Here is a 25,339-nt window from a genome sequence, read left to right as displayed (position 1 = left end):
CGCTTACCTTCGCTGCCAGAGCCCATGCAAATCGACATCATCAAGGCCGATCTGGACCTGCCGGCCCACGCCGCCGCCCTGTTCGAGGTATTGAATGCCTATGCATCCGATGCCATGGGCGGCGGCAAGTCGTTGCCGGATTTCGTCCGCGACAACCTCGCCATCGAATTGAAGAAACGCCCCACCGCGCACGTCTTCCTGGCGTTCGACGGCGAACGGGCGGCTGGCCTGGCGACCTGCATCGAAGGGTTTTCCACCTTCGCCTGCAAGCCGCTGCTCAATATCCACGACCTTGCCGTCATGCCCTCATACCGGGGACAAGGCATCGCCCGCCGCCTGATCGCACGGGTCGAAGATGAGGCGCGTGCGCTGGGCTGCTGCAAGGTCACGCTGGAAGTCCTCGAAGGCAATGCCGTGGCGCGTGCGCTCTACCGCAGCAGCGGCTTCGCCGGCTATGAACTGGATCCGGCCACGGGCAAGGCCATGTTCATGCACAAGCTGCTGGATTAATAGAAGGTGAAATTGACCCTGGCGCCGGCAGTGACCCGGCCAGGCGTCACCGTAGCCCCCGGCGCCGCACTCATGCGCGCCCTGAAAGCATAGCGAGCCATCGCCGGCTGGGCGCCAAAATCAATATCCGTATTCAGTGGAATGGGTTCACCGGCCGCGCTGAGCAACTGCACGTTGACACCGGCGGCAGCCTCTGTTGCGGCGGCAGTGTTGCTCAGCGTGCCCTCCATTCCCCTGACCGCCATCGAGCCTGCCGCTGGCGTGAAACGGATTTTCACCATCGCATTGTTCTGGCAGTTCATCTCCAGATTGAAGTTCTCCTGTGCCGAATGACGGTCGGCCTGCATGGTTGCGGCCGTAACCCTCCCCAGCCGAACCACGGAAGGCATGCTGAATGTGCAGGGATTGACCACCACCGTACCGCCGGCGAGTTGATAACCGATCGTCGCGTAATTGTCGACCCGTGTGGTGAATACTGTTTCTCTCGCCAGGCTGGCGCTGGCCAATGCATCGGAGGTTTTGACAAAAACCAGTTTGAGTACGGAATTTCCCGACGAAAAACCTACGGGCACGCCATTGTAAATTGCATAAGCATTGCAACGAAGCTCATCCCTTGCCCCCAAGGCGTAGATACCACCGCCCCCTGTGCAGACACTATTGCTCCCTCTGACGTAACTCCCTGTAGGAACGAAACGCACTCCCAATCCCGGAATCAGCCTGCCATTGCTCCCCATCACGGGCATGATGCCATTTGTAAGGCCTTCCAGCGGCCGAACCGTTGCGCTCGTCCGTACATTATTGGGCGTACTGCAACTAATTTCGTAACTGTTGGGTTGACTGCTCACCTCGCCTAGCACCGCCCCTACCGGCACATCGCGCGTTATGGTCAGGTTCGGCGCCGGAATGATGACTGGAGCGGTCGACCCTCGTTCCGTGCATGGCGCAGCCATACTGTTTGCGTGCAATAGATACGCCACGAAGAACGGCGCGGATCGCCAGCAGGTTCGGCATAATTCGGAAACGAATCGCATCATTTCTCTCCACACAAATGGAATCAGGATCGCGATAGTCTATTGAGCACTCCCTTGGGTTTCTTTAAGAAAAATCTGGAAATAGCCCTAACCCGGCATTTCTTTGGGCAGGCATAAAAAAAGCGGCGCATATGCGCCGCTCTTGCCACTGGCCCAACACCTGCTTATGCCGCCATCGCCATGCCGCGCGAACGGCCTGAGCTCAGGTAACTGGCGATGGAATCCTGGGTGACTTCACCGACATAGCTGCCGTCGCTGTCGATCACCGGCATCCAGCTGGTGCTGTGCTTGTACATCTTCGAGAGCACCACGCGCAGGTTCTCGTCCGGCGCCGCGTTCATGGTGAACGGGCGCACCTTCCCGGCCGCATCGCCCGCATTGCCGCGCACGTCGCGGCGGGTCAGGTAGCCGATGGCGCGATTGTCGCTGTCGGTGATGGTCAGGTAACGGGCATCCTCGTCGTCCATCAATGACAGCGCCTGGTCGCAGGACACATCCGGGCGGGCGGTCTGGGGCGTGGTGGCGGCCTCGCCGGCGCGCACCAGCAACAGGCGTTTCAAGGTATGGTCCTGGCCGACGAAGGCGCCGACGAACTCATCTTTCGGACGCGCCAGCAAGGCATCGGGATGGTCGAACTGCACCAGCTTGCCGGCGCGGAAGATCGCCACCTTGTCGCCCAGCTTGATCGCCTCGTCGATATCGTGGCTGACCATGATCACGGTCTTCTTCAGTTGGCGCTGCATCTGGAAGAACTCGTTCTGGATCGTCTCGCGGTTGATCGGATCGACCGCGCCGAACGGTTCGTCCATCAGCAGTACCGGGGCGTCGGCCGCCAGTGCGCGGATCACGCCAATGCGCTGCTGCTGGCCGCCGGACAGTTCGCGCGGATAGCGCTTGAGGAATTTCACCGGATCCAGGGCCACCATCGCCATCAGTTCGGCGGCGCGCTCGCGGCAGCGCTTCTTGTCCCAACCCAGCAGGCGCGGGACGATGGTGATGTTTTCTTCGATGGTCATGTTGGGAAACAGGCCGATCTGCTGGATCACATAGCCGATATGGCGGCGCAATTCGACTTCATCGATGCCGGTGGTGTCTTCCCCGTTCAACAAGACCCGGCCCGAGGTCGGGCGGATCAGGCGGTTGATCATCTTCAGGGTGGTGGTCTTGCCGCAGCCGGACGGGCCGAGGAAGACGCAGATCTCGCCTTCGGCGACCTTGAGGCTGACGGTGTCGACCGCCTTGACCTGGATGCCGTCTTTCTGGGTGTAGGTTTTGCTCAGTTGGTCCAGTTCGATCATTTTTGCAGTCCTTTCGGAGTCAAGATTGTCTGCAGGCGTTGCAGCAGGAAGTCGGCGATGATGGCCAGCACGCTGATCATCACGGCGCCGACGACGAGTTTTTGCATATTGCTTTGGCTGATGGCGTGCAGGATCAGCACTCCCAGGCCGCCGGCACCGATGACGGCAGCGATGGCCATCACGCCGATGTTCATCACCACGGCGGTGCGCACGCCGCCCAGGATCACCGGCACCGCCAGCGGCAGTTCCACCATGCGCAGCCGTTGCCAGAAGGTCATGCCGATGCCGATGCCGGCTTCCTTGATGCCGGCTTCGATGTTATCCAGCGCCAGGTAGGTATTGCGCACGATCGGCAGCAGCGAATACAGGAACACCGCGGTGATCGCCGGCAACGGGCCGATGCCGGCGCCGAACTGCGAAAACACCGGGATCATCAGGCCGAACAGCGCGATTGACGGTATCGTCAGCACCACGGTCGCCAGGCTCAGCAAAGGGCTGGCCAGCCAGCGCACGCGCACCACCAAGATCCCCAGCGGCACGCCGATGAGGATCGCCAGGCTGACCGCGATGCCCACCAGCTTGAGATGCTGCAGCGTCAAATTGAAGATGTTGTGCCAGTCGGACTGGAGGTATTGGAAGATATCCATGCTCATCCCTCCTCAGATCAGGCCGGCTTGCTTGAGGAAATCCGCCGCGACCTTGCTGACGGGTTCCTGGTCGATGTCCACGCGCTTGTTGAGCTCGGTCATCTTTTCGGTGTCGATGCTGGCGGCCAGCGCATTGAGCTGTTCGGCCAGTTGCGGGTTACGGTCCAGGATCTCCTGGCGCACCACCGGCGTGGCCTTGTAGGCGGCGAAGTAGCCCTTGTCGTCATCCAGCAGCTTCAGGTCGAACCCCTTGATACGGCCATCTGATGCATAGGTCAGGCCCACGAACAGTTGCTCGTTCTTGAGCGCCGTGTAGACCAGGCCGGGATCCATCTGCTTGACAGCGCCGCGCTCCAGCTTGAAACCGTACAGTTCCTGCATCGGGCCCAGGCCGTCCGGGCGCGATGCGAATTCGTAGTCCACCCCCATCAGGCGCAGATTCTTGGCGCCGTCCTGCGCATCGGCATTGATGCGGTCGGCCAAGTCTTGCAGCGAATTGATGCCGTATTCGTCGGCGATCTTTTGCGGCATGGCGAAAGCGTAGGTGTTGTTCAGTTCCGACTCGTTCAGCCATGCCAGGCCGCGCGGCACGTCCAGTTCCTTGACCTTTTCGTAGATCTGTTCGGGTTCGAGTTTCTCTTCGATGTGGTTGTAGACGATCAGCGCGGTGCCGGTGTAATCCCAGACGATGTCGAGCTGGCCGCTCTCCAGTGCCGAACGCATCAGCGTGGTGCCCAGGCCGTTCTTGAGATCGGCGCCATACCCCTTGGCGCGCAGGTATTGCGCGGTCATGTTCGACAGGATCAGCTGCTCAGTGAAATTCTTGCCGCCGACGACCAGGTTCTGCGCCTGTGCCCTGGCGGTGCCGAACATGGCCAGTGCCATGATCAGCGCGCATGCGATGTATTTTGTTTTCATGATGGTCCTCCCTGATTAAGCGCGCAAGCCGCGGCGGGAAAGATAGATGCCCGACAGCGTGGTGACCAGCGCATCGAGCGCCAGCGCCAGCACCGCGGTGGCGGCCGCACCCAGCAGCAGCTGGCCCTGGTTGTTGAGATAGATGCCGGGGAAAATCAGCCCGCCCAGGCTTTCGCCGCCGATCAGCATCGACAGCGGCGCCGTGCCGACATTGATCGCCAGCGCGGTGCGCACGCCGCCGACGATGATGGGCAAGGCATTGGGCAGTTCGACCCGGAACAGGATCTGGTACGGCTTCATGCCGATGCCGCGCGCCGCTTCCTTCAGGGAAGCCGGCACGTTCTTCAAGCCTTCATAGGTGTTGCGCACGATGGGCAGCAGCGAAGCCAGCCACAATGCCAGGATGGTCGGCCAGTTGCCGATGCCGAAGAATGCCAGCGCCAGCGCCAGCACCGCGATCGACGGGATGGTATTGCCGATGTTGAAGATCTGGATGAACGCCTCGGCGAAACGTTGCGCCGAAGGCCGGGACAGCGCGATGCCGGCCGGGATGCCGGCGGCCAGCGCCAGCGCCATGGAACAGAACACCAGTTCCAGGTGCTTGCCGGTATAGTAGATCAGGTCGCCCCGGTACTTGTGGATGACATCGGGGCCGATCCACCAGACCAGGCCCGCGATGACCAGCGCAAATGTGGCTGCGCCAGTAAAGACGTGACGAAGACGCGTCATGTTACCCCCTTGGTATAGCTGACGCGACATGACGCCGCGGCAACGGGTTTTAAGAATCGATTGTGCGTGGTTCGTTGCCCGGTGGAGGGCGAATCATTTGGATACGAACCGAAAGCTGCAGGGCAGCGATGAAACCGAAGAAAGCTTCGGCGATGATGCTTACCGGACAAGAAGGATGGCCGAAGAGGCGATCCGCACTGCATGCCGGAAAATTTGACTACCCGCGAACGGGCCAGGAATTGCTAAGGGTCGTTGTTGAACAAATTATGTCACCAGGACAACCGATAGTATAAAGCAATCTCTTAATGAAGTCCAGAAATGTAGGAATTGAAAGTCATAACCCCGGGATCTTAAGCGGCCAAAATAGTTCCCAATGCGGGGCAATAAGATAAAAAACCCACACAAAATGCAGGGATAAAATTGCCGTCCCGCCCTTTCCCGGCCGCGCTTCCTGCCCATCCCGGGACGCGCCTGCCACGGTAAAAAAATCGCCTGCCCCGAACATCGAAGCAAGCGATTTTCATGCATCTCGCCGCCGATCCGTACAGCGCCGGCGGTCATGCCATCACGGCCTCACTTGAGCGCACCGAACACCTTGCCAATGATCGCGCTGCCGCTGCCGACCGGATCCTTGCGGATGGCTTTTTCTTCCTCGCTAATCATCAGGAACAGGCCATCCAGCGCACGCTGCGTCACATAGCCCTCGACCGTGCTCTGGTCGCCCGATACCAAGCCGGTCTTGGCGACCTGGCCCATGGTGGCGTTATACCTGGACGAAAGGCCATTCTTGTCGGTGATTTTCTTGACAATAGGCAGGAATTTGGTGGCCAGCTCGCCCGAGGTCTTCTGGCGGAAGAAATCCGTCACCGAAGTATCGCCGCCGGACAGGATGTTCTTGGCGTCCGACACCGACATCGACTTCACGGCATTGACCAGCAGCGGCTTGGCCAGCGGCACCGCAGCCTCGGCGGCGTGGTTCATGTCCACCACCAGGTCATCCACCTTCTGTCCCTGGCCGGTCATGCGAATGAGCGGCATGGCCTGTTCCAATGCGCTGGGCAGCTTGATCTTGACCTTGTCGTTGTTGAGAAAACCGTTTTGCTGGCCCAGCTTGGAGACGGCCACATTGGCGCCCTTCTCCAGCGCCGCCTTCAAGCCGCTGGTCGCATCCTGATTGCTGATGTCGGACAGCGAAAAGGCGAACGCGGCGGTGGCCGACAACAGCGACACGCCCAGGACGGCACGGCGCAGGGAAAAAGAAATCAGGGACATGGAGAACTCCGGTAAGTGACGGGACGATGCCCGCGTGTCGATGGCATCTTCGCGATCATACCGGCCTTGGGCCGGTCAAGCCAAGAACGGCTTGACCGGCGCCTTACTTGCCGCGGGACAGTTCCAGCCCGGCATTGCGCGGCAACTTGCCGGTGATGGGCACCGAAGCGATCGAGAACAGGCCGATCACCAGGAAAGCCGGCCAGAAGTCCGATTCCACGATGGTGGCATGGCCCTGTACGTAGTTCGACAGTTGCAGCACGATGCCGGCGATGGTCACGCCCATGCCCAGCGAAAGCTGCTGGATCACGCTGGCCAGGCTGGTGACGCGGCCGGCGTCGCGGCTGTCGATGTCGGCATAGGCGATCGAATTCAGGCAAGTGAATTGCAGCGCCGGGAAGATGCCGCCCATGAGCACGATCAGCGCGATCAGCAGGTACGGCGTGTGGATGCTGAAAATGCCGTAAGCGGCCAGCGCGATGCCGGCGAACACCGCATTGACCATCAGCGTCGTGCGAAAACCGTAGCGACGCAGCACGGAAGACGCAATCAGGCGCATGAACAGCGAACCGAATGCCGAGGCGCAGGTAATGGTGCCGGCCTGGAAGGCCGTCATGCCCAAGCCTTCCTGCAGCGCCAGCGGCAGCAGGAACGGCACCGCCCCCAGGCCGATGCGAAACAGCGAACCGCCCACCACGCTGGCATGCAGCGTCGGAATGCGCAGCAAGCGGAAGTCCAGCAGCGGATAGTCGATCTGGGTCGAATGGCGGTAATACATGACCAGCGCGATAGCGCCGATGGCGCACATGGCGATCGGCGTGGCGCCGTCAACCAGATGGGTGCCGAACAGCGACAGGCCCAGCATGATCAACGCGGCGCCCACCGAGGTCAGCACGAAGCCCTTCACATCCAGCGGCGCCGGGTCGTCTTCGACGAAATTTTCGATATAGCGTCCGGCCAGGTAAAGGCCGAGGAAACAGATCGGGATGTTGATCAGGAACACCCAGCGCCAGTGGAAATAGGTGGTGATGAAACCGCCCAGCACCGGCCCGACCACCGGCCCCAGGAGCGCCGGCAACGTCAGGTAACTGACCGCCTTGACCAGCTCCGCCTTGCTCACCGAACGCGCGATGATGACGCGCCCCACCGGCACCATCATGGCGCCGCCGATGCCCTGCAGGAAACGCGCCGCCACGAACGTGACCAGCGAACCCGATACCGCGCACAGGATGGAGCCGACCATGAACACCACCATGGCCGAGCGGAACACCTTGCGCGCGCCCAGCTTGTCGGCCATCCAGCCCGAAATCGGGATGAACACGCCAAGCGCGGCGACGTAGGCCGTCATCGCCAGCTTGAGGGTGATCGAATCCTGGTTGAGGTCGCGCGCGAGCGCAGGAAGCGAAGTGGCCAGAACCGTGGCGTCCATGTTTTCCATGAACAGGGCACAGCCGACAATAAGAGGGACAAGCAACGAAGGTCGCACGGTTGCAACGGATGGCTGGTGAATGAAGCGGAAGCCTTCGCTCCCGACAGCGCATCAGTTTACACCAGTTGACGTTTCCCTGCGGGAAGCCCTGCCGTGCGTGGCATTTAGAACTCACTTCATCAATGGGCGTGAGATGCGTTCTTACGCATCGCCCGCGCCATTGCGGAAGAACCGGCTGGGCACGCAGCCGAAATGCTTGCGGAACATGGCGGCGAAGGCGCTCTGGCTGGTGTAGCCATGCGCCAGCGCCACATCGATCACCTTGTCGCCGCGCGCCAGTTGTTCCAGCGCGAGCAACAGCCGCGCCTGCTGGCGCCAGTGGCCGAAGCGCATGCCGGTGTCGGCCAGAAAGCGCCGATGGAAAGTGCGGGTGGCGATCGACAGCCGTTGGGCCAGTTGCGCCACCGATATCGCCTGCTCCGGCTCGGCCATCAGCGCCTGGCAGATACTGCGCAGTCCCGGCTCCGCCGGCAACGGCAGATACAGCGGCAACACCGGCACCGAGCGCAGTTCCAGCACCAGCAAACGCAACAAGTGCCATGCCCGCGAATCCGGCAGCAGTTCGGCCCCCAGTCCGAGGCCGACCGCGGACACGATCAGCTCCCGCAACAGCGGCGGAATGTCCAGCACGCAGCTTTGCTGCGGCAGGTTAGGCAATTCCGGGGGATTGATGAGGACGGTGCGCATCTTGACGTCGCCGCGCATGCGCACCAGATGCTCCACCTCCGGCTGCAGCCAGACACCGCGTGTAGGCGGCACCACCCAACGGCCATCGGCGGTTTCCACGCACAGCACGCCTTCGATCGCATACAGCAACTGGGCATGCGGGTGGCGATGCGGCGCAATGACGTGGCCGTGCGGGTAATCGATGGCCAATGCGCCACAAGGCGCATTGGCCGCGATCAGATCTTGGTAATGGGTAGGATCCACGAGCGCGAAATACGACCAAGTGTCACTTTTGAGATAAGAAAAGGCATTTTAGCACGCGAACGACTACGCAAATCCGGGCAGGATGGCATGGCGCTGGAGGACAGTCTCCAGCCGCCCGACCTTCCATCCACCCATCAGCGTTCATGCCATGCCACTGACCTCCTATCTTTATCCCTTCCTCGCCATCGTGCTCTGGGCCGGTAACGTCATCGTCTCCAAGCTGGCCGCCTCGGCCATTTCGCCGGTGGCGATCACCTTTTACCGGCTGGTCCTGCTGCTGGCCCTGATGAGTCCCTTCGTCCTCCGGCCGTTGTGGAACAACCGCGCGCTGATCCGCCGGCATTGGTGGCAGCTGGCCCTGTCCGGCCTGCTGGCCATGGCCGTTTTCCAGAGCCTGTCCTACCGCGCGGCCGAAAGCACCACGGCCACCAACATGGCCATCGTGACGGCGCTGATCCCGCTCCTGACGGCCCTGCTCTCGGTCGTGGTACTGGGCGAGGCGGTCACGCTGGGCATGGCCGGCGGCGGGGCGCTGTCCTTCCTCGGCCTGCTTTACTTGGTCGGCCACGGCGACATCTCGGCGGCGCTGCGCGGCGGCGTGCATCTGGGCGATGCGCTGATGCTGCTGGCGGCGCTGTCTTACGCCTTGTACGGCGTTCTGCTCAAACGCTGGAAGATGAACGTGCCGGCCTGGCAGGCGATCTACATGCAAGCCATCGCCGCGCTGCTGTTCATGCTGCCGCAATTCCTGATGCTGGCGCCAGGCGCCGCCGCGCTCGATGCGCGCACGCTGCCGCTGATCGCCTACTCCGGCATCGGCTCGTCGATCCTGCTGTCCTTCCTGTGGATAGAAGGCGTCAAAAAGCTCGGCCCCAGCCGCTGCAGCATCTTCATCAACCTCCTGCCGGTGCTGACCGCGCTGTTCGCCATCGCCTGGCTCGATGAAAGCATGCACGCCTACCATGCCATCGGCGGCGGCGTCAGCCTGATCGGCGTGCTGCTGACGCAAATCGTGCAAAGGCCGCTGCTGGGCGCGCGCAGGCTGCCGGCCAACCGTATCTGAACCGTATCTGAAGGCTCGCCGACCAGCAGAAAGCCAAAGGAAAAACTTGGAGGGACCTTGAACAGGTTCTAAGATGGGGCTCCGGGAGGGTCGACTACAATATAATCGCCCTCCCCAAAAACCGAGGCATCGCACACCTCACACATTTTTAATATACGGAGCCCGGATGACCAACGACACCCATAGCAAAACCCTCGGCTACCTGCTCTGGATCTTCGGATTCACAGGCGCGCACCGCTTCTACTACGGCAAGCCGGTGACCGGCACGATCTGGTTCTTCACCCTCGGCCTGCTCGGCATCGGCTGGATCATCGACCTGTTCCTGATCCCCTCGATGGACCGCGAAGCCGATACCCGCTTCGTCGGCGGCGACAACAATTATTCGCTGGCCTGGCTGCTGCTGACCTTCCTCGGCATCTTCGGCGTGCACCGCATGTATATCGGCAAATGGCTGACCGGCATCCTCTACCTGCTCACCGGCGGCGTGTTCCTGCTGGGCGTGCTGTACGATTTCTGGACCCTCAACGCGCAAATCTCCGAACGCAACTTCCGCAGCAAGGCGCCGGCCTGAACCGCATGCAGCCGGAGAACCGCCCCAGGCTGCAGATGATCCGCGCATAAAAAAGGCCCGCATCCTTTCGGATGCGGGCTCCCCACTCCATAACGACATTACTTCCGCCACCTGCTCCCCCACGAGCACAACCAATTCATGAGCAGGTGACAGTTCCAGTATCGTCAGCGCGATCTGGCTTGAATATAAGAAAATTCTCAAAAAAATCGGATAAATATTGCATCAAAAGCAACCGTCATCCTTGCCTCAATCGCTGCGTTCCCGCAGCAGCACGGCAAAACGCGGCTTGCCGCTGGCATGCCGGCCCCGAAAGCGATAGGTGATGGTGCTGCCCAGCGGCGGCGGCGTGCGACGTTGCGCATCGGTGAGGCCGCTGCCGATATTGAAACGCACCCCATCCGCAGTCTCCACCGACAACGCGCCGACCATGCCCTGGTACTTGCCCTTGCCGGGCAGATAAGCGACTACCCTGGCTTCGGCATCTTCCATCGATTTGAACTTGAGCAGGTCGTCAGTGCGCCCGGCCAGGTAGAGCGAGGCGCCGCGATGCAGCATCAGGCCTTCGCCGCCCTGCTTTTCCACCTCATCCAGCCATGCCTGCAAGGCCCGGTGGCTGGCCACCTTGCGCTGGCGCACCGCCACCACCCAGTCTTGCGAAATCGCGCCCGCCAGCGCCGGCAAGGCGGCCAGCCGCCGATCGAAGTTTCCCGGTTCCTGCGGCAGATCGAACACCATGAAACTGATGCCGCGCCACGCCTGCTCATCCGGCACTTGCCGGCGCACCGTGGAGACAGTCTGCTCGAACCGCCCGCGTCCGCCCCATAACTCGCCATCCATCGCGCGCTGCGGCCAGCCGCGCGTAAACCATGCCGGCGCCTGGATCGTCTCGCCGCCGCGCGTGAGCAGGCTGCGGCCATCCCAATAGGCGCGGATGCCGTCGTATTTCTCGCTCACCCAGAAATCGGCCAGCGGCACGCCCTCGCGGTACACATTGGCCAGCATCAGGGGCGGCTTGCCCGCGGCCTGCGCCGGCGCTGCCAACCATCCTGCCGGCAGCGCCAATGCCGGCAGCAAGCGCAATGCCGCGCGCCGGTTCGGCCTGTGCCGCGGCCCCATGCCAGGCGACAGCCGGGAATACGTCTTGGCGATCCGGCTCGCAACGGCGGCAAAAAGAATCGAATGAAGAGAGAGGATGCGACGGCGGATAGGCATGCGGGTTCCTGTTCTTTCCCGCCCGCCGGCGCGCCGCTGCGATGCGGCACGCGCGCCCCGTCATGTTGGTGTCGACCGGATGGTCAGAGGTTGCCGGCAGCTTCCTTGCTGGTCTGCGGTTCGCTCTTTTCTTGTTTGAAGCGAGTGACCAGCAACTGGTTGATTTTGTTTCCCTCGATATCGACCGCCTCGAACTTGAAACCCGAAAAGAGCACAAAGTCGGTTTTTTTCGGGATCTTGCGCAGCATGTACATGATGAAACCGGCCAGCGTCTCGTAGCCGACCGGGTTCGGATACTCTTCGATGTCCAACTCGTTCATCACGTCATTCAAGGGCGTCAAGCCATCCATCAGCCATGAGTTCTCGTCGCGCCGCACGATTTGCTGCTCCTCCTCCGGCATGGACAGCAAGTTCCCCATCAGCACGTTAGTGACATCGGTGATGCTGATGATGCCCACCACCAGCGCATATTCGTTGACCACGATGGCCAGGTCCTCGTCCATCGCCTTCATCCGCTCCAGCACCTCCCACAGGTTCAGGCTGTCGGGAATCGACAAGGGGCTATGCACCAGGCCCTTGTCCGCCAGAGAAAAACGTTCGCCCTTGAGCAGGCGCTTCAAGACATCCTTGCTGTCGATGTAGCCCAGCACGACGTCGATGTTGCCGTCGCACACCAGGAAACGCGAATGCGGGTGGTCGATGATCTTTTGCTGGATGGTTTCCTCGCTGTCGTTCAACAGGAAGTAGACGATATTCTCGCGCTGCGTCATGGCCGACGGCACGTAACGGCTCTCCAGCTCGAACACGTTTTCGATCAGGTGATGCTCCTGCGTGAGCAGCACGCCGGCCTGGGCGCCGGCATCGACCATCGCGTGGATCTCATTGGGCGTGATCACCTCCTGGCGCACCTGCGGCAAGCCGAACAGCGTGAAGATCCATTTCGACAGGCTGTTGAAAAACCAGACCAGCGGCCTGAACAGGGTTTCCAGCAGCAGCATCGGCTTGACCAGCGCAACGGCCGCGCGTTCCGGCGCCACCATCGCCAGCCGCTTGGGCATCAGGTCGGCGAACAGGATGAAGAAGGCCGTCACCGCCAGGAAGGACATGGCGAAGCTGATGCTCTCCAGCCAGGGGCCTTGATAGAACGTTTCGACAATCAGGCGCATGTGCGGCGTCAATGCCGGCTCGCCGACCACGCCGCCGAGGATGGCGACGGCATTGAGCCCGATCTGCACCACCGTGAAAAAATTGCCCGGCTGCGCCTGCAGCGCCAGCACGCGGTCGGCATTGGCATCTCCCTCCTTGGACATCATCTCCAGGCGGATCTTGCGGGAAGCGGCAATGGAAATCTCGGCGCAGGAGAGGAAGGCGCTGATCACCACCAGGAGAAGGATCAGCAAAAAGCTGGCGAATATGCTCATTTTGTTCTTCTCTCTTTGATTTGACGCCCCATTTTCTCGCGCAACGGGCAGAAAACGCAAATCATCGAAAAAGAATATCCCGTTACGCCGGCCCAAGGATCGGGAAAACCGCATACCGGATGCGCCGGCAGCCGGCCTCAAGATCGTGCACAGGTTCTCAGTACACGTCGCGCCGGTAGCGCCCTTGCTCGGCCAGCGCGATCAGCGCCTCTGCGCCGAGGATATCCTGCAAGGCGGCCGCGACGCCCGCCGCCATCCCCTGCAGGCTGCCGCACACATAGATGTACGCGCCTTGCCCGACCCACTGGCGCAAGGCATCGGCAGACTGGCGCAGCCGATCCTGCACATAGACGCGTCCGGCCTGGTCGCGCGAGAACGCCAGGTCCAGGCGCTCCAGCATTCCCTGCGCCTGCCAGGCTTCGATCTCGTCGCGGTGGAAGAAATCGGTAGCGCGCGAACGCTCGCCGAACACCAGCCAGTTGCGCCGGTGCCCGGCCGCCGCCCGCGCGCGCAAGTGGGCGCGCAAACCGGCCAGCCCGGTGCCGTTGCCGACCAGGATCAGCGGACTGGCGTCGGGCGGCGCGTGGAAACCGCTGTTGCTGCGCACGCGCAGCGCCAGCTCCTGCCCTTCCCGCGCATTCAGGGTCAGCCAGCCGGAACCGATGCCGGGACGGCCATCGGCCTGCGCCATGCGGCGCACCAGCAGGTCGAGCGTGCCGTCCTGCGGCAAGGAGGCGATGGAATATTCCCGATGCGGCAAGGGCGGCAATTGCGCCAGCATCTGCGCCGGCGCCAGGCCGCGCAAGGCATCGATGGCCGCTGCTTCCTGCGGCAGCATCCGGCTCGCCAGCTCCCGCGCCAGCGGCTCGCCTGCCAACGACAGCGTCTGCATGAAACGATGCACCTCCTCATCGCCGTTGCGCGGGCCGATCTCGGCGATATCGCCGGCCTGCCATTGCGGCGCCGGCAAGTCCAGCGGCGTCAGCGACAAGTGAAACGCCGGTCCGCCCGCACTGCCCGGGTTCAACAGGCGACGCTGCGCCAGGCGCCAGCGGCCGTAGCTTGGCGCGCTCCAGTCGGCATCGTCGGTATGGCCGGACAGCACGCCAAGCTGGTGCTGCCAATGGCGCAAGGCCCCTTCTTCGCCATTGTCGACTTCGACCGTATCGAACAACGGCTGGGCGCGACGGCGGCGCAGCCAGGCCGCCAGCGCATGGCCGAAAGCGCAGTAGCGCGCATAGCTGCGGTCGCCCAATGCCAGCACACCGAACTGCAGGCCCGCCAGCGAGGCATCTCCCATCGCGTCAGCCATGCGGCGCGCGAAACCCGCGGCGCCGTCAGGCGCGTCGCCCTCGCCGGTAGTGCTGGCGATAAACAGCGCCTGGCGCGCCGCCTGCAAATCCTGTTCCGTGAGCCGGCCCAGCGGCAGCACACGCACCGCCATGCCGCCCTTGCGCAGGCTTTGCGCAGACTGCAACGCCAGTTGCTCGGCAAAACCGGTCTGGCTGGCGAAGACGACCAATACCGTCCCGTCGGCGGCGCACGGATCGGTATGGCTAGCATCGGCCGCCCACAATTTTTCCTGCTCGCGCTGGGCGCGCCTGTACTTCAATACGGTCACTGTGCAAAACACCAGATACGCCAGCGCGATCAACGCCGCCAGCAACCAGCGGCCCTGCATGCTGTCGGCCATGTGCGTGCGCCAGGCGCCCCAGCCGGCCAGCACGGCCGCGGCGCAGGTAGCGACCAGTTGCGTGGAAGTCGATGCCGTCAGCTTGCCCATCGCGCCTTCAATCCAGCATGGCGGCCAAAGCCGGCGTCATGCTTTCGCTGAAACCGGACGCGCCGCCGCCGATGAACAGCGCCGCGATATTGCGCTCGCGGGCGAAGGCCATGCCCTCTTCCACGCCCAGCACGGTCAGCGCGGTGGCCAATGCATCGGCCACCATGCATTGCGGATGCAGCACCGTGACCGAGGCCAGGTCATGCCGCACCGGACGGCCGCTGCGCGGATCGATGGTGTGCGCATAGCGCCGGCCGTCGCGTTCGAAATAGCGCCGGTAGTCGCCCGAGGTGGCGATCGCCAGCCCGTGCAGCGCCACCAGCAGGCCTTGCGCCGCCGTATCCTGCGGCGGCCGTTCCAGCGCCACCCACCAGGGCTGTCCATCCGCCTTCACCCCGAAGCCGGAAAGCTCGCCTCCCACTTCGGCCAGCCAGCTCACGCAACCGGCTGCGCGCAACGCCTGCGCCACCAGGTCGACCGCATAGCCCTTGGCGATGCCGGAGAAATCCAGGTAGGCCCCGCCCGGCTGCAGCGCGCTGCGCGCGGAACGGTCCAGCGCGATGCGTTGCCAGCCGCAGCACGCGCGGGCCGCCTGCAACGCAGCTTCGTCCGGCACTTCGCGAAACGGCACAGCACGCTCGCTCTGCGGCCCGAACCCCCACACATTCACCAGCGGCCCGATGGTCGGGTCGAAAGCGCCGCCGCTGTCGGCCGCCATCGTCAACGCGGCATCAAGCACGGTATGGAAAGCCTCCGGCAAACTGTGCCAACTGCCGGCCGGCGCGCGGTTGAAGCGCGACAGGCTGGAATCTTCCTCCCAGGTGCTCATCTCGCGGATCACCCGCTCCAGCTGCGCCTGCACGGCAGCCGCAATCGATGCGCGCGCCACGCCCTTGGGCGCCAGCGCCTGCACATTCCAGGAAGTCCCCATGGCGGCGCCGGACAGGCGATACTCGACGACGCCCGGCGGCAATACCGGCGGCTCGTCCAGGTCAAGCGGAATCAATACACGGTTGGACATCGGCTGACAAACCCAATGCAAGGGGGAGCGCTTGCCGCGCTCCCCGGAAACAAAAACGGCACCCGCAATGCGGGTGCCTGGAACGATCGGCGCCTCAAGGATTCAAGGCCGGCCTCAGGGCAGCACTTCCACGGTCGCGATGTAGCTGGCGCGGCGCTGCGCGGCCTGCGGCAGCGTGGTTTTCTGGTCGGACACGCTGGCTTGCATCCAGTACATGCCCGGGCCGCCCCACTTCACGCTGAACTTGCCATCGCCATCGGTCGTGACCTTGGTATCTTGCAGCTTGTCGCGGTAACGAATGCCGCCCGGCACCACTTCCACTTCGATGCCCGAAGCCGGCTTGCCATCCAGCAGCAACTGGAAGCTGGCCGTGTCGCCCGCCACCAGGTCGGTCGGATGGGTGACCGGCTGCAATTCGAGGCCGGCGCCGGTGATCGCCAGCGCGGTCCTGGTCGGCTTGCCCGCCGTCACGAAGGTTTCCACGCGGCCGTTGACCTGGGTCACTTTCAGTTCCTGCGCATTGGCCGGAATTTCCTTGGCCAGGGCGTCGGCGCTACCGCGCCAGCGCTTCTGCTGGCCGTCCACCTTGTAGCTGGCAAACACGCCGTTGTTGACCACGGCGATCTTGTAGGTGCCCGGCTGGCTCAACTGCACATCGAACGTGCTGCGATATTTGCCGGTGGCGGCGTTGACCGCCTGCACCGGCTTGCCCTCAGGGCCGGTCACCACCAGGCCATCCAGGCGCAGCGGGAAATGTTCAAAATAGAACAGGTCGTTGGAAACGGCGGCATCCACCGTCACCCAGGCTGCATTGCCCGACAGCACGGTGGACGACGGCAGCAGCCACTGGCGATGCGCATGGGCCGACAGCGGCAGGCTGATCGCCAGCGCCAGGGCGGCGACCTTCATCGAGGCGCGTACGGTGCGTTTGAGGGAAAAATTCATGTTGGCTCCTTGGTCTGGATTCTTTGATGATGGAAATGAAAAACTGGACTCGATTCAGGACTTGAATCGGCGCCGCAATCAGGGTTTCAGTTCGAGCGAGACGGCCCCAAGTTCGCTGCTGCCTTGCGCCCTGGCGGTCTGGAGCGACTTCGGCGGCCACTGGAACGGCAGCTTCACCAGCTCGCGGCCGCCGACTTCGCGCGCGGCTTCCACCAGCAGCACATAGTCGCCCGGCGCCAGGCTGGCCAACGGGCCCTTACCGGAACCGAAGTTCAGTTTCTGTTCGCCGGCCGGACGCGTCGCGCCGCTGACGCCATCTACCGGCATCTGCAGTTCGCGGCCGCTGCGGCGCCACCACTGGCGGATATCCTTGAGCCACTTTTCGCCCTCCTTGTCCTTCTTCTTGAGGTCGTACCAGACCGCCAGGTTGGCGGCCACGCTCTGGTCGGCACGCTCGATCCAGGCCGCCAGGTAAGGACGGTGGTACTCGGCCACATTGAGCGTGGGGATCTCGATCTTCAGGTTCATGTCGGCCGCGCCGGCCGGAGCCGCCGCCGCGAACAGGGCCGCCATGGCCAATGCCAGGACGGTGGGCTTGAGCAGTGCGGATTGTCTTGCCGGATCTTGCTGGTGTTTCATAAGACGGGCCTCGCTAACGGATTCGGATGAAAACGACAGATAAAAAACAAGTGAAACCAGCCCGGCTGCACGCCGGACTCAATGAATAAACAGGATCGCCAGCAACAGCGGCGCCACCAGTCCAAGCACAACCAGCGGCCAGGTGGCAGGACGCTTGCCCGCATGCATCTGCAGCAAGAACAGGCCGGTGATGCAAAACACCAGGCAGGCCATGGCGAAGATATCGATGAACCAGCTCCACGCCGTGCCGGTATTGCGTCCCTTGTGCAAATCGTTGAAGTAGGAAATCCAGCCGCGATCGGTTTTTTCGTATTCGACCTGGCCGTCCTCCAGCGCCACCCTCAGCCAGGCATCGCCACCCGGGCGCGGCAGCGAGACATACACCTCGTCGGCCGACCATTCCGCCGCCTGCGCGCCCACCGTCACCGACAACTGTTGCGCGATCCAGTCGCGCACCGGCGCCGGCAATTCGTCCTTCGCGCCGCCGCCCTTGCTATCGGCAGCTTCAGCCTGCCGCCGCAAAGGCGCCAGCAGCGCCGCGGGCAATTGCGCCTTGCGCTGGCTGACCTGCGGCTTGGCCTCGATCTGCGCCGCATGGTTCAACGTCAACCCGGTCACCGCGAAGGCCAGCATCGCCACCAGGCAGATGCCGGAACTGATCCAGTGCCATTGGTGCAAGTGCTTGAGCCAGAAGGCGCGGCGTTTCTGGTCCGGTAGTTGCTCGGCTGGCTTGGCTGCGTTGGCTTCCTTCATGGCGCGCGATGGCTCCCCGCCACCTCTTTCAAATAATAATGATTCTCAATTGAAACGAAAACACCCGCGCATGGCACGGCCGCGGCCGCTCTTTTACTTTGCGATACATAACGGTACAAACCCCTATTCCCCCGGATAAGGCGGCAACCCGGCGGCAATGCGCAAGGCCGGCTCCAGCGACGCAGGCAGCATCGGCCCATGCGCCATGCCGGGGAAACTGCGCAAGGAAACCTCCAGGCCGCTTTTCCCCTGGAGGCGAGCAATCATGTCCGGCAAGGCCTGGGCCGGCATTGCGCCGCGCGACGCCAGCATGGACTGCGCGCGGGCGTCGGCCTGGGCATCGCCTTGCGAAACAGCCTTGCGCTGGCGCCCCTCCGCTTCCCCCACCATCACCCACAGGCGGACGCCTGGCGCAGCCTTGGCATGCACGAAGTTCTTTTCCTCATCCAGGATCACCCCGCGCTGCCACCATAGCGATGGGCTGGCGGCGATGTAGTTGCGGAACAATTGCCCGCGTGAAAACAGCGTATGCAGCACGAACAATCCTCCGTAGGAGTGCCCCCACAAGGCCAGCCGGCCATCGTCGAGCGGCGCCCTGGCGCGCACGCGCGGCATGACCTGCCGCTCAAGCAGATCGAGGAATACGTCCGCCCCGCCGCCTTTGCGACCGCGCGCGGCTTCCTCATCGACCTGCCCCTGCGGGAATGGCGGGGTGTAGTCGTAGGCGCGCGCCGTGACGTCGAAACGCAGCTCGGTGTCGTAGCCGATGGCCACGATCACCGGCGGCTGCGCGGCATCCAGCGCCTGCAACTGGCGTTCGTCGATGGCGGCCATCGCAGCATTGCCGTCGAGCAGGAAGATCGCCGGATAGCCCGCCGCCGGCGCGGCGCGGCGGGGAATGCCGAGCATCACGCGGTAGCTGCGCCCGCCATCGTCCGAACGCAGATCGAAGCGCTCGAAACGATAGAAGGCCGAGCCGCTGTCGGCGATGGTCGGGCCAAGCTTTTTCGACAAGTCCGGCTGGGCCCGTACCAGGCCGGGAAGCAAGGCGCACAATGAGGCGGCCGCCAGCAGGCGGCGGCGCCAATGCAGGATATCGTTCATCAGAAACGTTGGGTCAGGCTTACCCACAGGCGGCGGCCATCGCCGACGGTGTTGAAGCTTTGCTCGTCCAGGCGCTTGTCGGTGATGTTGTAGATCGCCGCCGCGATGCTGGTGAGCTTGCCGATGTCATAGGTGGTGCCGATGTCGGCCAGCGCATAAGCCTTGTACTCCTTCACGCCGGACGACGAGATGGTGGTGCCGGCGGTCCCCACGCGTGCCGCGGCATTGACTTCCTTGCCGTGGTAATTGAACGCGGCCCACAGCCGCCAGGCATCCGATTGCGTCCAGTCGGCGCGGAGGTTGAACATGTGCCTGGGCGTGCGCGCCAGCGCATAGCCGTCATAGCTGCCGCCCTTCTGGCGCGAGTCGGTGTAGGTGTAGTTGGACTTCAACGCCAGGCGGCTGGTGGCTTGCCAGCGGCCGGTCAATTCCACTCCCTTGATGGTGGCGCGATCGACGTTGTAGCTGTACCAGAGGCGGTAGTTGGGATCCTGCGACCAGCGCGCGATGGAGCCGTCGGCGTTATAGACCAGGGCGTTGCTGACCTTGTCCTTGAAGTCGGTATAGAACAGCGTGGCGCCGCCGGACAAGCCGGCCTTGTTGTCCCACAGCGCGCCCAGCTCGTAGCTGGTGCTGGTTTCCGGCTTCAGGTCGGGGTCGCCGATAATCACGCCGCAGGTGCCGGTGGGGCCATAGGTGCATCCGGCGCCGCCGGTGGTGTAGGCATAGCCCGGCGCGATGGTGCGGATATCCGGCGCGCGGAAGCCGCGCGAGACGCCGCCCTTGACGGTGAGGTTGGCGGTGGTATGCCACACGCTGTAGAGGCGCGGGCTCCAATGGTTGCCGTAGACCTCGTGGTTGTCCAGCCGCAGGCCGCCGGTGAGCGACCAGGCCTCGGCCAGCTTCCATTCGTCCTCGACGAACAGGGCTTTTTGCGTGATGCGGAAACTCTGGTCGATCCCGGTGCGCAGCCCCGGATTCTGGTCGGTCAGCTTGCCTTCGTTCCATTGCCCCCCCAGCACCAGCCAGTGCGATCCCAGCGGCATGCTTAATTTCCCGTCCAGCACGGCATTCTCGATCTTGGGCGCGCGCGCGGCCTGGGCATAGCGATCGCTGCCGGCCGGGCTCTCGGTGTAGCTCTTGCGCTGCGCCTTCTCGTACGAGAATGTCACATCCGATGTCGCCCAGCCATAGCGGCCGGTATGCGACAACGAGAAATGGTCGCGCGGGTTTTCGGTATAGCTGTCGGCAGTCGTCGCGGTGGCCGCCAGCGTATGGTAGGAAGAGGCGTCGCGACGCACCTGGGTGGTGCCGGCTTCCAGCAGGATGTCGTGATCCTTGTTGGGCCTGAGCGCCAGGCGCGCGGTAAAGTCGGTATCGAGCGCCTTGGTGTTGCCGTTGAGGATGCGGTCTTCCTGGCGCTTGTAGACCTTGCCCCACAATTGCAGGCCCAGCACGTCGGCGGCGATCGGCCCGTTCAGGTAGAACTGGCCCTGGTAGGAATCGCCGGAGTCGCCATGCTGTTGCAGCGTGGTGTCGAACGTCACCGCGCCGCCCCACTTGCTGGCGATCTTCTTGGTGATGATGTTGATCACGCCGCCCATGGCGTCGGAACCATACAGGGAAGACATCGGGCCGCGTACGACCTCGATGCGCTCGATGGCTTCCAGCGGCGGGATGTAGGACTGCTCGAAACCGGAGTTGCCGTTGGTGCGCGCGTCGCGCGTGCTCTGGCGCTTGCCGTCCACCAGGATCAGCGTATAGGCGCCGGGCAGGCCGCGGATGAAAATATCCTTCTCGGTCGCGGTGCCGGTGACGGTCACGCCTTCCACATCGGAAAGCGCATCGGTCAGGTCGCGGAATTGCTTCTTCTTCAATTGCTCCTGCGTGATCACGGTGATGCTGGCCGGCGCGTCGACCACTTCCTGCTCGAAGCCGGTGGCGGTCACCACCACTTCCTTGAGCCCCGACGCCGCCGACGCCGACTGCGCCTGGGCCGCGCCCCCTGTCATCGCCAGCGCCGCGGCCACAGCCAGGGCCGCACGGGTCGGCATGAATTCCTGTTTCGATTGTTGCATGGTGCTGTTCCCCCATCGTGTTGGTTGCCCACCCCTCGCAATACGCAGGCGCAAGCGATCCCCTGCGAGGAAAGTCCCCGCAAAGCCGCACCGGCGCCGGATTGTGGTCGGGTTGGAGTTTTATTGCATTTGCAAATGAGAATTATATTCATTTAAAATCAGGAAAAGTTTGTCAATATGTGGCAACTTCCTGCGCCCCTGCGCCAGGCCTCCCGATGCAATACAAGAAGGGCAATACGTGGAATACCCACCCGATGCCGACCGCCACATCCTGGTGGTCGACGATCATCTCGACATCTGCGAACCGCTGGCTGCCTACCTGCGCCGCCAGGGCATGCTGGTGAGCATGGCGTTCAACGCCGCCCAGGCGCGCCGCCTGCTGCAGCGGCAAGCGTTCGACCTGGCGCTGCTGGACGTGATGATGCCGGGCGAAGACGGCCTTTCGCTGTGCCGCCACATCGGCGAGCGATACGGCACCCCGGTGATCCTGCTGACGGCGATGTCGTCCAGCGCGGACAAGGTCAATGGTCTTGAAACCGGCGCCGACGACTACATCGTCAAGCCCTTCGAACCGCAGGAACTGGTGGCGCGCATCAAGACCGTGCTGCGCCGGATCGCGCGCAGCCTGCCGGCCGCGACAAATCCCGGCCATAGCGCCATCCACCGCTACCGCTTCGGCCAATGGACGCTCGACCTCGAACGCCGCGAACTGCGCGGCCGCGACGGCACGGCCACGCCCCTTTCCAGCGTCGAATACCGCCTGCTGTGCGCCCTGGTGGCCCATCCCAATACCGTACTCTCGCGCGACAAGCTGCTGGACCTGACCGCCGGCGCCGATGCGCAGGCATTCGACCGCAGCATCGACAGCCAGGTCAGCCGCCTGCGCAAGAAGCTCGAAGCCGATCCGCGCCACCCCAGCCTGCTCAAGACCGTATGGGGCAACGGCTACCTGTTCGCCGCGCAGGTCCGCGCCGAACCGCACCTCCCATGAGACTGTGGCCGCGCACCATGGCCGGCCAGTTGATCGGCCTGCTGCTGCTCGGACTGGTGGCCGCGCACGCCATCGGCCTGTCGATGGTGCTCACCAATGGGGCAACCATCCACGCCATCTCGCGCGACCAGATGGTCGAGCATGCCGCCGCCGCATGGCGGCTGGGCGCCTTGCCGCAGGCGCAGGCGCGCCGGGCGCTGGAGGCCATACGCGACGACCATTCGGATTACGCGCTGGACAAGGCGGCCGCCATCGACGAAGGCAGCCAGCAAGGCTACGACCAGGATGTCATCAGGGAAAAACTGCAAACCCGGCTGGGCCTGCAAGCGAGCGACATACGCGTGAGCCTGGTGCGCCACAGCGCGCGCCAGGGCGACCTGCGCATCGCCATGCGCGTGCCGGACGGACAATGGATCAACACCTTGCAGCATCCCGTGATGTCGCAGGCATGGATGCGGCCGCTGCGCTTCTCGGTGCCGGTCAGCACGCTGCCGGTGCTGGTGATCGTGTTCCTGTTCGTGCGCCGCATCCTGCGTCCCATCAAGGCGCTGGCGCATGCCGCCGAACGCGTCAGCCGCGGCGAGCAGCTCGGCCCGCTGCCGGTCAGCGGACCATCGGAAGCGCGCGAAGTCACCGCCGCCTTCAATCTCATGCAGGAGCGCCTGACGCGCTTCGTCGAAGACCGTACCCGCCTGCTGGCCGCCATCAGCCACGACCTGCGCACGCCGATCACCTCGCTGCGCCTGCGCGCGGAGATGGTGGAAGATGCGCAGCTGCGCGCAGCCATGATCCGTACCCTGGAAGAGATGCGCGTGATGGTGGAAGAAACCGTGCGCTTCGCGCGCGACGATGCCCGCAATGAAGACACCCGCGAAGTCGACCTGCACGCGCTGCTGCGCGACGTGGCGCAAGAGCAACTGGCCCAGGGACACGACGTGCACTTGCGCAGCGATGCCCCGGGCGCGCTGCCCTACCGCTGCCGCCCGGTGGGCCTCAAGCGCGCCATCGGCAACCTGGTGGACAATGCGGTGCGCTACGGCCAGCGCGCCCGGCTGGCCGTGTTCCCGGCAGCCGGCGGTTCCCTGCTGATCCATGTGGACGACGACGGCCCCGGCATTGCCGCCGACCAGTTGCCGGAAGTCTTCAAGCCCTTCGTCCGCCTGGATGCCGCGCGCCATCGCGGCACGGGCAAGGATGGCGGCAGCGTCGGCTTGGGACTGGCGATTGCGCGCTCATGCATCGAAGCCCACGGCGGACGGCTGGAACTGGAAAATCGCGACGGCGCGGACCGGCCATCCGGCCTGCGCGCGGTGATCAGCCTGCCGGCCTGAGGCGGTATCCGGCCCGTGACGCCACTTGTCACCGGCCGCCATCGTCGCCATGGCCCGCGCCTTGTAAAATACGGGCCGACAGCTCCTGACACTTAACCTCGGTCCCAAGCCCGCCCTGCCATGGCCGCCATCCCCCTGTACCAGCAATTCGCCGACCAGTTGGCGGCTTCCATCCATGACGGCGTGCTGCGCCCGGGCGAGCGCATCGCCTCGGTACGCATCGCCAGCCAGCAGCACAAGGTCAGCGTAACCACCGTGGTGCGCGCCTACGAATTGCTGGAAAGCCGCGGCATCATCGAAAGCCATCCGCAATCCGGCTACTTCGTGCGCGAGCAGGCGCCGACGGGCGACAAGCCGGCCGCCAGGCGCAGCGCGCGCCAGGACAATCCGGCCTACCAGCAATCCACCGAGGTCGACGTCAGCCGGCTGGTGCTGGCCACCTTGAAGACCATCCAGCAAGACGGCACCGTACCGCTGGGTTCGCCCTACCCCAATCCGGCGCTGTTTCCCTCGCAACGGGTGACCCAGTACGCCGGCAGGATCACGCGCAGCGCCAGCCACTCCAGCGTGTTCGACGACCTGCCGCCAGGCCACCCCGACCTGCTGCGGCAGATCGCGCGACGCTACCTGGAAAACGGCCTGAAGGTCAATCCCGAGGAAATCGTGGTGACGGTCGGCGCCACCGAAGCCATCAACCTGTGCCTGCAGGCGGTGGCGCGTCCGGGCGACACCGTCGCGGTGGAGACGCCGACCTTCTACGCCATGCTGCACGCGATCGAGCGCCTGGGCATGCGAGCCCTGGAGATCCCGACCGATCCCCGGCGCGGCATCGATGTCGATGCGCTGGAGCGGATCATGGCAACGCAGCCGGTGGCGGCCTGCATGGTCATGCCCAATTTCCAGAACCCGCTCGGCTTCCAGATGCCCGACGGCGAGAAGGAAAGGCTGGTGCGGCTGGCCGAACGGCGCCAGATGCCGCTGATCGAAAACGCCGTCTACAGCGAGCTGTACTACGGCAATGCCCACCCCTCGTCGCTGAAGAACTACGACCGCACGGGCCTGGTGCTGCACTGCTCCTCGTTTTCCAAAAGCCTGACGTCGGCCTACCGTATCGGCTGGGCCATGCCCGGCCGATACCGCGAGCAGGTGGAAAAACTCAAGTTCCTCAACACCCTGACCACGCCCACCGTCCCGCAACGGGCCATCGCGCAATACCTGACCCAGGGCGGCTATGAGCGCCACCTGCGCCGGGTGCGCCGCGCCTTCGCCCAGCAACGCGACCTGATGCGCCATTTCGTGCTGCGCTTCTTCCCCGCCGGCACGCAAGTGTCGGAACCGGAAGGCGGCTATGTGCTATGGGTGGAATTGCCGGCCGGGGCGGATGCGATGGAACTGTACCGGCGCTGCCTGGCGCTGGGCATTACGGTGGCGCCGGGGCGCATCTTCGCGGCGACCAACCGCTACAGCCATTTCATCCGGCTCAACTACAGCTATCCGTGGTCGCGCGAAATCGAGCAGGCTTTGAAACTGGTGGGGAAACTGGTGGAGGAACTGGCCGCCTGAGAAAGCCTGAGAAATATGGAGCGCCTTCGATACGGCGCTG

23 protein-coding genes are annotated in these 25,339 nt (G+C 63.8%); 6 read left to right on the top strand and 17 right to left on the bottom strand.

What is annotated here, in order from left to right; translation table 11 throughout:
* Positions 1–24: 24 nt before the first annotated feature.
* Positions 25–510: a GNAT family N-acetyltransferase gene (locus FB598_RS04850; RefSeq protein ID WP_141913239.1), complete on the top strand. Its 486-nt coding sequence runs from the start codon at positions 25–27 to the stop codon at positions 508–510.
* Here the strand turns inward: FB598_RS04850 and FB598_RS04845 are convergent.
* The 8 genes from FB598_RS04845 to FB598_RS04810 form a co-directional block, all read right to left on the bottom strand.
* Positions 507–1,544, bottom strand: coding sequence for a fimbrial protein (locus FB598_RS04845; protein WP_141913238.1), 1,038 nt, complete (start codon positions 1,542–1,544; stop codon positions 507–509). The two genes, FB598_RS04850 and FB598_RS04845, sit on opposite strands and share 4 nt — an antisense overlap.
* 161 nt (positions 1,545–1,705) lie before the next feature.
* A complete protein-coding gene (locus FB598_RS04840) occupies positions 1,706–2,839 on the bottom strand; it encodes an ABC transporter ATP-binding protein (RefSeq protein WP_141913237.1) in 1,134 nt (377 codons plus the stop codon).
* Positions 2,836–3,486: an ABC transporter permease gene (locus FB598_RS04835; RefSeq protein ID WP_141913236.1), complete on the bottom strand. Its 651-nt coding sequence runs from the start codon at positions 3,484–3,486 to the stop codon at positions 2,836–2,838. The genes FB598_RS04840 and FB598_RS04835 overlap by 4 nt, the downstream gene beginning before the upstream one ends.
* Before the next feature lie 12 nt (positions 3,487–3,498).
* Entirely contained in the window at positions 3,499–4,404 is a 906-nt protein-coding gene (locus FB598_RS04830; RefSeq protein ID WP_141913235.1) for a glycine betaine ABC transporter substrate-binding protein, read from the bottom strand.
* A 15-nt stretch (positions 4,405–4,419) separates the two neighbouring features.
* On the bottom strand, positions 4,420–5,133 hold the full coding sequence (locus FB598_RS04825; RefSeq protein ID WP_141913234.1) for an ABC transporter permease: 714 nt from the start codon (positions 5,131–5,133) through the stop codon (positions 4,420–4,422).
* 573 nt (positions 5,134–5,706) lie between these two features.
* Positions 5,707–6,405, bottom strand: a complete 699-nt coding sequence (locus FB598_RS04820; RefSeq protein WP_141913233.1) for a DUF4197 domain-containing protein — start codon at positions 6,403–6,405, stop codon at positions 5,707–5,709.
* Between the two features lie 103 nt (positions 6,406–6,508).
* Positions 6,509–7,843: an MFS transporter gene (locus FB598_RS04815; protein WP_141913232.1), complete on the bottom strand. Its 1,335-nt coding sequence runs from the start codon at positions 7,841–7,843 to the stop codon at positions 6,509–6,511.
* Positions 7,844–8,035: 192 nt separating this feature from the next.
* The gene (locus FB598_RS04810; protein WP_141913231.1) at positions 8,036–8,824 is read right to left on the bottom strand and encodes a helix-turn-helix transcriptional regulator; all 789 of its coding nucleotides are present in this window, start codon (positions 8,822–8,824) and stop codon (positions 8,036–8,038) included.
* 148 nt (positions 8,825–8,972) lie between these two features.
* On the opposite strand from FB598_RS04810, the gene FB598_RS04805 reads away from it, so the two are divergent.
* Entirely contained in the window at positions 8,973–9,887 is a 915-nt protein-coding gene (locus tag FB598_RS04805) for a DMT family transporter (RefSeq protein ID WP_141913230.1), read from the top strand.
* A gap of 166 nt (positions 9,888–10,053) precedes the next feature.
* On the top strand, positions 10,054–10,458 hold the full coding sequence (locus FB598_RS04800; protein ID WP_141913229.1) for a TM2 domain-containing protein: 405 nt from the start codon (positions 10,054–10,056) through the stop codon (positions 10,456–10,458).
* A 246-nt stretch (positions 10,459–10,704) separates the two neighbouring features.
* Here FB598_RS04800 and FB598_RS04795 read toward each other — a convergent pair whose 3' ends face one another.
* The 9 genes from FB598_RS04795 to FB598_RS04755 all read right to left on the bottom strand — a co-directional run bounded on the left by FB598_RS04795 (position 10,705) and on the right by FB598_RS04755 (position 21,414).
* On the bottom strand, positions 10,705–11,574 hold the full coding sequence (locus FB598_RS04795) for a DNA ligase (protein WP_141913362.1): 870 nt from the start codon (positions 11,572–11,574) through the stop codon (positions 10,705–10,707).
* A gap of 179 nt (positions 11,575–11,753) precedes the next feature.
* Positions 11,754–13,091, bottom strand: coding sequence for a hemolysin family protein (locus tag FB598_RS04790; RefSeq protein ID WP_141913228.1), 1,338 nt, complete (start codon positions 13,089–13,091; stop codon positions 11,754–11,756).
* A 157-nt stretch (positions 13,092–13,248) separates the two neighbouring features.
* Positions 13,249–14,784 carry a sulfite reductase flavoprotein subunit alpha gene (locus FB598_RS04785; protein ID WP_141913361.1) on the bottom strand — a complete coding sequence of 512 codons (1,536 nt, stop codon included), beginning with the start codon at positions 14,782–14,784 and terminating at the stop codon, positions 13,249–13,251.
* A gap of 97 nt (positions 14,785–14,881) precedes the next feature.
* On the bottom strand, positions 14,882–15,895 hold the full coding sequence (locus FB598_RS04780) for an FAD:protein FMN transferase (RefSeq protein ID WP_141913227.1): 1,014 nt from the start codon (positions 15,893–15,895) through the stop codon (positions 14,882–14,884).
* Between the two features lie 114 nt (positions 15,896–16,009).
* Entirely contained in the window at positions 16,010–16,840 is an 831-nt protein-coding gene (locus FB598_RS04775) for a DUF4198 domain-containing protein (RefSeq protein ID WP_141913226.1), read from the bottom strand.
* Between the two features lie 78 nt (positions 16,841–16,918).
* Complete coding sequence (locus FB598_RS04770; RefSeq protein WP_141913225.1) at positions 16,919–17,479, bottom strand: DUF2271 domain-containing protein; 561 nt, start codon at positions 17,477–17,479, stop codon at positions 16,919–16,921.
* Between the two features lie 78 nt (positions 17,480–17,557).
* Positions 17,558–18,232 (bottom strand): PepSY-associated TM helix domain-containing protein, encoded by a 675-nt coding sequence (locus FB598_RS04765; protein ID WP_141913224.1) that lies wholly within the window; start codon positions 18,230–18,232, stop codon positions 17,558–17,560.
* A 123-nt stretch (positions 18,233–18,355) separates the two neighbouring features.
* Positions 18,356–19,336, bottom strand: coding sequence for an alpha/beta hydrolase (locus FB598_RS04760; protein WP_141913223.1), 981 nt, complete (start codon positions 19,334–19,336; stop codon positions 18,356–18,358).
* On the bottom strand, positions 19,336–21,414 hold the full coding sequence (locus tag FB598_RS04755) for a TonB-dependent receptor domain-containing protein (RefSeq protein WP_183405817.1): 2,079 nt from the start codon (positions 21,412–21,414) through the stop codon (positions 19,336–19,338). Before FB598_RS04755 ends, FB598_RS04760 begins: the two co-directional genes overlap by 1 nt.
* Before the next feature lie 238 nt (positions 21,415–21,652).
* Between FB598_RS04755 and FB598_RS04750 the strand changes: the two genes are divergently transcribed.
* The 3 genes from FB598_RS04750 (at position 21,653) to FB598_RS04740 (ending at position 25,299) form a co-directional block, all read left to right on the top strand.
* Positions 21,653–22,405 carry a response regulator gene (locus tag FB598_RS04750; RefSeq protein ID WP_141913222.1) on the top strand — a complete coding sequence of 251 codons (753 nt, stop codon included), beginning with the start codon at positions 21,653–21,655 and terminating at the stop codon, positions 22,403–22,405.
* Positions 22,402–23,736 (top strand): ATP-binding protein, encoded by a 1,335-nt coding sequence (locus FB598_RS04745; RefSeq protein WP_255463977.1) that lies wholly within the window; start codon positions 22,402–22,404, stop codon positions 23,734–23,736. The genes FB598_RS04750 and FB598_RS04745 overlap by 4 nt, the downstream gene beginning before the upstream one ends.
* Before the next feature lie 120 nt (positions 23,737–23,856).
* Positions 23,857–25,299, top strand: coding sequence for a PLP-dependent aminotransferase family protein (locus FB598_RS04740; RefSeq protein WP_141913221.1), 1,443 nt, complete (start codon positions 23,857–23,859; stop codon positions 25,297–25,299).
* Positions 25,300–25,339: the final 40 nt, after the last annotated feature.

Origin of the sequence: Herbaspirillum sp. SJZ106, assembly GCF_006715495.1 — a bacterium.
GTDB lineage: Bacteria > Pseudomonadota > Gammaproteobacteria > Burkholderiales > Burkholderiaceae_D > Herbaspirillum.
Note: the sequence above shows the minus strand (reverse complement) of the source record. Positions and strands in the feature narration are given on the sequence as shown.

Bases quoted from the DNA above. Each gene is read 5' to 3' on its own strand.
- FB598_RS04770 (WP_141913225.1), bottom strand. From the start codon at position 17,479: ATGAAACACCAGCAAGATCCGGCAAGACAATCCGCACTGCTCAAGCCC.
- FB598_RS04820 (WP_141913233.1), bottom strand. From the start codon at position 6,405: ATGTCCCTGATTTCTTTTTCCCTGCGCCGTGCCGTCCTGGGCGTGTCG.
- FB598_RS04760 (WP_141913223.1), bottom strand. From the start codon at position 19,336: ATGAACGATATCCTGCATTGGCGCCGCCGCCTGCTGGCGGCCGCCTCA.
- FB598_RS04790 (WP_141913228.1), bottom strand. From the start codon at position 13,091: ATGAGCATATTCGCCAGCTTTTTGCTGATCCTTCTCCTGGTGGTGATC.
- FB598_RS04745 (WP_255463977.1), top strand. From the start codon at position 22,402: ATGAGACTGTGGCCGCGCACCATGGCCGGCCAGTTGATCGGCCTGCTG.
- FB598_RS04825 (WP_141913234.1), bottom strand. From the start codon at position 5,133: ATGACGCGTCTTCGTCACGTCTTTACTGGCGCAGCCACATTTGCGCTG.
- FB598_RS04740 (WP_141913221.1), top strand. From the start codon at position 23,857: ATGGCCGCCATCCCCCTGTACCAGCAATTCGCCGACCAGTTGGCGGCT.
- FB598_RS04805 (WP_141913230.1), top strand. From the start codon at position 8,973: ATGCCACTGACCTCCTATCTTTATCCCTTCCTCGCCATCGTGCTCTGG.
- FB598_RS04765 (WP_141913224.1), bottom strand. From the start codon at position 18,232: ATGAAGGAAGCCAACGCAGCCAAGCCAGCCGAGCAACTACCGGACCAG.
- FB598_RS04800 (WP_141913229.1), top strand. From the start codon at position 10,054: ATGACCAACGACACCCATAGCAAAACCCTCGGCTACCTGCTCTGGATC.
- FB598_RS04755 (WP_183405817.1), bottom strand. From the start codon at position 21,414: ATGCAACAATCGAAACAGGAATTCATGCCGACCCGTGCGGCCCTGGCT.
- FB598_RS04795 (WP_141913362.1), bottom strand. From the start codon at position 11,574: ATGGGGCCGCGGCACAGGCCGAACCGGCGCGCGGCATTGCGCTTGCTG.
- FB598_RS04830 (WP_141913235.1), bottom strand. From the start codon at position 4,404: ATGAAAACAAAATACATCGCATGCGCGCTGATCATGGCACTGGCCATG.
- FB598_RS04785 (WP_141913361.1), bottom strand. From the start codon at position 14,784: ATGGCCGACAGCATGCAGGGCCGCTGGTTGCTGGCGGCGTTGATCGCG.
- FB598_RS04815 (WP_141913232.1), bottom strand. From the start codon at position 7,843: ATGGAAAACATGGACGCCACGGTTCTGGCCACTTCGCTTCCTGCGCTC.
- FB598_RS04835 (WP_141913236.1), bottom strand. From the start codon at position 3,486: ATGGATATCTTCCAATACCTCCAGTCCGACTGGCACAACATCTTCAAT.
- FB598_RS04840 (WP_141913237.1), bottom strand. From the start codon at position 2,839: ATGATCGAACTGGACCAACTGAGCAAAACCTACACCCAGAAAGACGGC.
- FB598_RS04845 (WP_141913238.1), bottom strand. From the start codon at position 1,544: ATGATGCGATTCGTTTCCGAATTATGCCGAACCTGCTGGCGATCCGCG.
- FB598_RS04850 (WP_141913239.1), top strand. From the start codon at position 25: ATGCAAATCGACATCATCAAGGCCGATCTGGACCTGCCGGCCCACGCC.
- FB598_RS04780 (WP_141913227.1), bottom strand. From the start codon at position 15,895: ATGTCCAACCGTGTATTGATTCCGCTTGACCTGGACGAGCCGCCGGTA.
- FB598_RS04775 (WP_141913226.1), bottom strand. From the start codon at position 16,840: ATGAATTTTTCCCTCAAACGCACCGTACGCGCCTCGATGAAGGTCGCC.